We start from the raw sequence: 7,420 nt of genomic DNA, 5'->3' as shown, positions 1-7,420 counted from the left end.
AGGTCGTGTGTTTCTATTACTGCCCCGGAGTGCATTTCTACGGAAGAGGTTAAGCCGCCTTTTGCTTTGCATTCGTTAATTCAACTATTAAGTAAAAAAGTTAAATTCTAGTCAAAGGAAGGGTCTGTATACCATTTTTTCACATTCTCGTACCATTCACTCGCCTGCTTGTATTCCTCAACTATCTCAACCGGAGTATTGTCATCTAATTTCCAAGGACAAAAATCACTAGACTTATGTTCGCAACTAACATGATAGCCTCGCGGTAAAGTCTTCCAGTAGGTAGCTTGAAATGGTTCAAGGACATTCCACTTTTCGGTTCCTGGGATATGTTCGTGTATTAAAATCAAACTATCCACAGCCAGCAATTGCTCTATAATTTCGCGCTCAGTACCTATAATTCCCTCTTCATAGGGGAAGATGTTCAGAAAATTCGCAATAAGAAACTTATTCCAGGCAGGATGAGCCATTGCTTCCCATTTAGCACCTCCTTGAGGAGTTAAATAGTATGATGCTTTAAGTCTCCCGTCTAAGTGGTCTTGAATTCCAGCCATTGTTAAAACAACATCAGGAGTCCCCTCTGCATCATATTCATCAGCAAACACTATTGCTTTAATATCTCCTTTTTGAAACAAGGAATCGGCTGCAAGTGCTGTTTCAGCATGAGATAAGTGTTCTGAGTATGCAACGCTTTCTAACCCGTAATAGTTTATTACAACAGATTTTAGCAGCAAGTATTCAACCTTTGAATTCGGAGTTTCTGCCAATGCTGCGTAAGAGATTGGTGCTATATCTTCAAAGAGACTTGATGGGTTTGTATCTAATTCTGGCTCTGTATACCAATGCGAAATTTCTGAGTACCACTGCTTCGCTTGTCGATCTTTCTCAATCCATTCTTTGGGTGTATTTGAGTCGATACACAATTCAAAATATCGATGCTGGTAAGTAACTTTGTAAGCTTTGGGTAAAGTTTTCCAGTACGTTGCTTTCCAAAATCCTATATCCTCCCAAAAACAAGTTTCTGAAATAAGAATTTGGTTTTCTAAATATTCACAATAATTTATAATTTCTTGCATAATCTGCTGAGAACAACAGATTATTTCTGAACGAAATAATCCAGTTATTTCATCACGCTGATAACCCAGACACCATTTATGATAATAATTCCAATTAGCACCAGTTAAGCCTTCCCACCTTGCTCCTCCCTGAGAAGTTAAGTAGTAAAAAGCGTTGAGTTTTCCATTTAGGCTTGCCCAAATCTGAGATATTGTTAGGGCTACACCTCTAATATTTTCTCCATTTTCATTAGAAAATGCTGCTAATATATCGCCACTTTGAAATAACCGATTGGCTGCTGATACCACTTCAGCATGGGAGAGTCGCCAATCAGATGCGACATTTATGAAAATTTCTGTCTCTGTTAAAGCAGACAAGATCATTAAATACTCTACTCTGTTTATAGTCATTTGCTTGTTAATTACACAGCATCTATATCAAGCGTAAAAGGTTATGTTCCAGTCAAGTAATTGATTTAGAGATCAGAATTGTGAATTTTCCGGCTATTTGCATTTTTTATATTCAAAATGGAAAATCTTACTCTTTTCTTTGGTCCTGTGACAGTATCTTCACAACATTCACATCTTCCGAGTGAGCCAGCGCTAGATGACGACCACTCTTGGTCTTTTCGGACGTTATCGTTAGCACTTATCTCTACATTGTAGTGACGCGCACCACCGTCTTTTGTAGGCTTTGGATAAGGACAAGGTAACTTATCATCGGCTTTATATGGTAAAGCTCCTATAGGAGGAAGCAAACTCTGCAACCACCATAGTCTTTCTCTATTTGGCTGTCTGTCATTTGCTAATTCGCGCCTTGTTTTTTGTAAATTATTCGCTGCATCTTCAAGGCTGTTATATCTAAAACCAATTAGGATACCCTGTTCTCCCCCTGTTCCTCTAAATATTGTCTCACACTTGACATATTTCTTGAGTTCGGGGTCATCTGCACAAGTTTTACAATCAGGATTCGGAAGAGGTGGCGAAGCTGGAGAGGTTGACGGCGCAGTGGATGGCTGTGAACGAGTTGGTCGATTAAGCAGTGGAGTAGGCTGAGTTTGTCCCTGAGGTTGAATCAACCCTCTCCGCAGTCTCTCCTGAAACAGTCGATCGTCCTGACCAGCAGGAAGAGGATTCAGCAACCCACCACCACCAGGAGGTGCAAGCAATATACCCAAACCAGGCACACGCTGGAGAAGACCACCCAAAGGCGGTAGAGGCAAAGCCGGTGCAGGCAAAGGTATCGCTACAGGAACCTGTTCTCCCGACGGATCAGTATAATTAGTAGGACTATTCCCCACATACCGATAAAGATTAGCATCTCCACCCCCAAACCCGATCGTATCCTCACTAATAAACCTCCCCACCTGCGGGTCATAATACCTCGAATTGTAATAATTCCCCGTCTCAGAATCCAACTCCCGCCCCGTAAAACCAAACCGGAAACCCACACTCGAATTAGTTTGAGCAGTAACTTTCCCAAAACAATTATAACCAATCCGATTCTGATTAAGTTAACCAGTAATCTACTTCAAAGTTTTCATCTTCTTCCTCGTCCTCTATTTCCCCTTCTTCTAGTTCTTCATCTGTGAATCTAGAGTCGATAGGATATAAAAAAAAAGTTGTACTCTTATAACGAGGGTCATCTTTCTCAAAATCTAGTAGTCCTCCTAGTAGTAATTCGGGAAATTCTTTCTGGGCTCGATCGCCAATACAGATATCGCGGACAAACTCAAAGAAGTCTCGACCTAAATAACAAGTAAAGTTACTATCGCATTTAATACCATAAATGTCATAGCTTGAATCTTGTTCGTTGTAAGTTCTTAAGTCAAAAACAAAAGCAACCAGACCGCCACCACCGCCAAATAGATAAGCGTTATCCAGTAATTCCTTAACTTCACTTGACCACAATGAGCTATCCTTACAAGATTCAAGAAGAGCCTCATTTTCGTCTAAGTCTCCTTCTATATTATCAATATCGGGATAATTAATAAAAAAATTACCTAAACCAAATCCTCCTGCTCCCAATACTTGACAAAATTCTCGATATCCTTGAGGAAGGATAAAACCCGCTTGCGATTCAAAGTCCTTGAGCTGGGCTTCAGTTAAAGTTGGCAAACATCCCTTTGGCCAAACCAATCCTTGTTGGGATACAAAATCTTCCAGTTCAGCTTCATTTAAAGTTGATACCGGATCGGGGTATTGTAAATAATTAGGTCCACAAAAACATTCTAGATTCAAATCTAGTTGGGAAAGAAGCGATCGCCATTTAGTCAGGTCATCATTAGCCATAATATTTCTAGATTTCTTAAGGTTTGAGTCAAAATCTAAGCCGATTAACCGTCATTTCAAATGTAGACAGTGTGGTGGCAGATAAAAGTGTAAGTTTGTATTAAAGTAACTACATTGTCTTACCTAATTCTTGTGCGAAAATAGGCTTGATTTCGTCGGCGATTAGTTACAGCTCTTATTTTATTAGAAAAGGTTTCAGTAATTGATGTTCCATCTGAAAATCGAGCACTGGCATTAACTTGAGTAGGTCGTAAAGGATATTCACTCTCTCTTACACTTTTATTTTTATGCACAAGACTGACTTGATAATCAAGACTGGGTTTAGGTCCGGGGGGGCATTTTTCATGTTCAGACTGAAGAGTATCAAGCTTTTCAACTAACGCTTTTCCAAAATTGTTAAATTCTCCACGATTTATAGAACGATTTTGAGAGAAAAAGTTGTATTTTTTATCGTGAGAACCACCGAGAATGCGAGGAACAATATGTCCGCTATCTTCGTTCCCATATATACCTCCCCAAGGTGGTACATTACTCTCAATACCCGGACTTTTACTATATTCTATCCTGGCATTAGTAAGATCATTGACTACTGTAACATTGTTGAGAATTCGGCCTGAGTTCAGAGAAATTCTCGGGTCAGTATCAACATCTCTAAATTGTCTGGCAAGAGCATCTATTCTAGCTCTTCTGTCAGCTCCAGAGCTTGGAGGAGATAAATCGGGAAGAGCTGTAACCTGACTTAGAAGAAAGACAATTTGGTGCGGGAGAAGTACAGTACCTAAACGTGGTACTGAAATGCCAGCAGTACCGTAAACCGACACCTGCATAATATCACCATTCATACTAGGATTAGTCAACTGAATATTGCGTACTTGACTGACTACTTTTCCGTAAAGCCCAGAAGGATCGACTAAGTTGGTAGGATTGTTGTAAACGTATCTGTAAAGATTGGCATCTCCGCCACTCAACTTAATTGGATCTTCACTGATAAATCGACCCGGTGTTGGGTCATAATATCTCTCCCGATTGTAGTACAATCCAGTCTCAGAATCCAACTCCCGCCCCGTAAAACCAAAGCGGAAACCCACACTCGGATTAGTTTGAGCAGTAACCTTCCCAAAACTATCATAACCAATCCGATTCTGGATCACCCCATTAGAATCAACCAAATCCCTGACCGTTCCCAAATTATCTGTCAGCGGCCACAACACGCCACCGCCAGCACTTTCATCCGCCAAAATCTGGTCAGTTTCCACCCCGTGTAAATAGCGGTGTGTTTGATTTCCACTTCCATCAAAAGTCAAAGCAATATGCTGTCCGTCGTAAACCAAACGCTCAACTTGAGGCGCTGCACTACCAGCACCATCCGCATCAACTTCCTTAACAATGCGGCGATTCAAACCATCATAACTATACTGAGCCGACTTAATCACAGAACCGCTACCATTTTTACCCACAACCTGACTCAAACGGTTCCGATAATCCCAACTGTACTCAGTCACCTCACCCGTAACAATATCAGTCCGCTTCCTGAGATTCCCCTCACCATCGTAGTCGTAATTGTAAACACCATCAGACTGCAACTGATTGTTACTTCCAGTTTGATATCCAGAATTAGTTCGACTCCCATTATCATCGTAACTGTAACTCTCATCACTCTGAGAACTATAATCTGCACCAGTCAACTGGTCTCGCTTGTCATAACTGTAATTGGTACTACCCGATGGCGAAGTAAATCCAGTCACTCGATTGGCAAAATCGTAAGTCCAAGCATAATTAGCTAACGTCACATTCCCCTTACCGTGACTCAACCGAGTTAAACGACCCGCAGTGTCATAAACATACTCGCTTGAGGCCACCAAACCCGTCCCATTCAAATCGCTGTAACGAGTAACATCCTTAGTTTTACCCGCAGCATCATAACTCATATCCACCCGCTTGGAACTTACCCCATTCCCACTTTGAGTAATCCGAGTTACTCGGTTCCCATCATCATAAGTAAAAGACTTCGTTCCCCGCAATTGACCGTTAATTGTATCCGTCACAGAAATCGGACGATTAACCTGATTGTATGCGTACTTCAACAACACATTTGGCACGTTCGGAGTTCCCGCATTGTCAACAGTTTCCAAATTCCCAGCCAAATCGTAAGTCAAAGCATAAGTTGCATCGGGGTCGCTAATAGTTTTAAGTTGACCTGCTGCATCGTAGCTTGAAGTAATCGTCCGAATAGAAGTGTTAGCTGAATTCAGCCACTGTTCCTCTTTTGGGCGGTTGAGTTTGTCGTAAACAAACTTGCGAGTGCGGTTGTTGCCGTCTTTAGATGTGATTAAATTGCCTGCGGGGTCGTAAGTGTAGCTGCGAGTGCGGTTCAGTGGTTGATTGGTTTCAGTTTTGAGGCGATTTAATTCATCGTAGGCGAAGGTTGTTTTGTTGTTGGAAGGGTCAGTGAGAGAACTGACATTGCCGACATTATCGTAAGCGGTAGTTGTGGTTTTGTTGAGAGCATCAGTGACTGTTGTTTGACGGTTTAAAGCATCGTATGCGTAGCGAGTGATGTTGCCCAAACCGTCTGTGACAGCACTAACATTACCGTTAACATCGTATTCTGTAGACACTTTGTTGCCGAGGGGGTCGGTGACGGAAGTAGTTCGGTCTTTTTTGTCGTAAGTATATTCAGTTTTGTCTCCCAATTCGTTGGTGAAAGTGAGAAGATTGCTGTTGGCGTCGTAGGTGGATTTTGTGGTATTATTGAGAGGGTCTTTGCTGCCGGTTTGGCGGTTGAGATTGTCGTAGGTGTATTCGGTGGAGTGGTTGAGAGCGTCGGTAATTTTAGTTTGATTGCCGGCTTTGTCGTAAGTGTAGGTGGTATTGTTGAGTTTGGGGTCAATGACAGTTTTTTGGCGGTTTAAAGCATCGTAGGTAAAGGAAGTCTTGCGAAGTATCGGGTCAGTAACCGATTTGAGAGTGCCACCTTTATTGTACTCGGATGTTGTGACATTATTGAGTGGATCTGTGATTTGAGTTTGACGATTCAGAGCATCGTAAACGTATTGAGTTTTGTTAGTGTTAGCATCAATTTCAGCCACCACATTCCCAACTTTATCGTACTCAGTTTTGCTCGTACTAGCAATAGTAGTCTGTGCCGCTTGAGTAACATCAGTCCGCCTTCCCAACTCATCATACTTGTACTCAGTGCGGTGGTCATTCGCATCAATTTGAGCCACCATTTGATTCGCTGCATCATACTCAAAACGAGTAATTTTATCAGCAGGATCGACCTCTCGAATCAACCGACCCCGTGCATCATAAACCTTGTTAGTTCGGTTGCCTTTTGCATCAAAACTCGCCGTCTGATTGTTATCCGAATCGTACCGCATCTTTTCCTTAGAACCATCAGGATTAACCGTCTCAACCAATCGATTCCGACTGTCATACCGATACTCAGTTTTCCTTCCCAACGGATCAACCATTAATACCTGATTCCCATTCAAATCATACTCGTAACTCGTCACCGGTGATGTCAGCGGCCCGCTGCCGTCCGGGTCAGGAGCCGTAACTTTAACGAGCTGATTCATGATATTATAATCAGACTCAGTACGGTTGCCATTCTCATCAATTGTTGCCGTCTGATTTCCCGCACCATCATACTCAAACTGCTGCGTTGCTTCATCAGGAGTCGCTTTAGCAAACGTCGTCTTCTTCAACTGATTCATCGCATCGTATTCGTACTCAGTGCGGATGCCATTTTCATCAATTACTGCCTTTTGATTCCCCGCAGCATCGTACTCAAACTGCTGCACCGCTTCATCAGGAGTTCCCTTAGCAACAGTAATCTTAACCAACTGGTTTTGAGGGTTATAATCGTAATCTGTCACCCGTCCGTTGGGGTCAGTTTCAATGTCAATTAAATTTTTATTTGTGTAGGTATAGCTAGTAACAACATCATCGCTGTCGCCAACAGCGCCTACTACGTTTGTCACTTTTATTCTGTTACCAGTAAGCGGGTCAATTTCGTAAAGAGTTTGGCGGCCTAATTCATCAGTTTCGCTGGTTACTTGATTGAAAACAGG

General features: G+C 42.0%; 4 protein-coding genes. All 4 read right to left on the bottom strand.

All coding sequences use genetic code 11. The features are described from left to right. Positions 1–107: 107 nt before the first annotated feature. Positions 108–1,466 carry a hypothetical protein gene (locus tag QUB51_RS29740; RefSeq protein ID WP_333058089.1) on the bottom strand — a complete coding sequence of 453 codons (1,359 nt, stop codon included), beginning with the start codon at positions 1,464–1,466 and terminating at the stop codon, positions 108–110. 65 nt (positions 1,467–1,531) lie between these two features. Next, positions 1,532–2,554, bottom strand: a complete 1,023-nt coding sequence (locus QUB51_RS29735) for an RHS repeat-associated core domain-containing protein (RefSeq protein ID WP_333058093.1) — start codon at positions 2,552–2,554, stop codon at positions 1,532–1,534. A gap of 10 nt (positions 2,555–2,564) precedes the next feature. Continuing rightward, positions 2,565–3,347 (bottom strand): SMI1/KNR4 family protein, encoded by a 783-nt coding sequence (locus QUB51_RS29730; RefSeq protein ID WP_333058090.1) that lies wholly within the window; start codon positions 3,345–3,347, stop codon positions 2,565–2,567. A gap of 119 nt (positions 3,348–3,466) precedes the next feature. Next, positions 3,467–7,420: RHS repeat-associated core domain-containing protein (locus QUB51_RS29725; RefSeq protein ID WP_333264486.1), on the bottom strand; the 3,954-nt coding region annotated here is incomplete at its 5' end.

The sequence above is a fragment of the Microcoleus sp. AT8-A3 genome, assembly GCF_036705675.1.
GTDB lineage: Bacteria > Cyanobacteriota > Cyanobacteriia > Cyanobacteriales > Microcoleaceae > Microcoleus.
Note: the sequence above shows the minus strand (reverse complement) of the source record. Positions and strands in the feature narration are given on the sequence as shown.

Coding starts and splice junctions, on each gene's coding strand:
- QUB51_RS29740 (WP_333058089.1), bottom strand. CDS start 1,466: ATGACTATAAACAGAGTAGAGTATTTAATGATCTTGTCTGCTTTAACA.
- QUB51_RS29730 (WP_333058090.1), bottom strand. CDS start 3,347: ATGGCTAATGATGACCTGACTAAATGGCGATCGCTTCTTTCCCAACTA.